The sequence below is a fragment of the Aquitalea sp. S1-19 genome, from assembly GCF_024343515.1.
In genome coordinates, this window is record NZ_RJTZ01000330.1 from 1 (window position 1) to 887 (window position 887).

The 887-nt window shown below is 62.0% G+C and carries 1 protein-coding gene; it reads right to left on the minus strand.

Annotated elements, in window-relative coordinates; translation table 11 throughout:
* Nucleotides 1-887: NAD(P)/FAD-dependent oxidoreductase (locus tag EGI20_RS18860; protein WP_498633231.1), on the minus strand; the 887-nt coding region annotated here is incomplete at both ends.

Consider the following 887-nt stretch of genomic DNA (forward strand, 5'->3'; position numbering starts at 1 on the left):
TGACGCCCTTCAGTTGCGGGAAGGTTTTCTCCAGCTTGGGGCGGACCAGAGTCTCGATGGCACCGGGGTCGCGTGCGCCGTAGACGGTACCGCCACCGTACAGCAGGCGGTTGTCGGCGGTCAGCCGGTAGTAGTCGAGCAGGAAGTTGCAGTCTTCGACACAGTTGTTGCCGGGCAGCAAGGCGCGGGCGAGCTTGGCGTCCAGCGGGGCGGTGGTGACCACCTGCGTACCACAGGGCAGCGTTTTTTCCGCCAGTTTGGGAATCAGGTTGCCCAAGTAGGCATTGCCGGCCACCACGACAAAGTCGGCGCTGACTTCGCCATGCGCAGTCTTGACTGAGGGCTTGTCGCCTTCGATGATGGCCGTCACCGGCGACTGCTCGTAAATCACGCCGCCCAGTGACTCGAACGCAGCGGCTTCGCCCAGCGCCAGATTCAGCGGGTGGATATGGCCGCCCCAGTTGTCCAGCAGTGCGCCGACGTAGGCATCGCTCTGTACGATATCCTTCATGCCGGCTTTGTCGATCAGCTTGAGGCCGGTATGGCCATAGGCTTCCCACAAGGCTTTTTTTGCCGCCATTTCGTCCAGTTGCTTCTGGGTAAAGGCGGCAAACACATTGCCATCCTTCAGGTCGCACTGAATGTTGTATTTGGCGATACGCTCGCGGATGATGCGTCCGCCTTCGAATGCCATGGCGCCGATGCGGCGGGCCGCTTCCTTGCCGTGGCGTGCTTCGATCACGTCCATGTCGCGGCTATAGCTATTGACGATCTGGCCGCCATTGCGCCCCGAAGCGCCCCAGCCGACGCGGGCGGCTTCGAGCACGATCACCTTGTAGCCGGCTTCAGCCAGATGCAAGGCGGTGGAGATGCCGGTGTAACCGGCA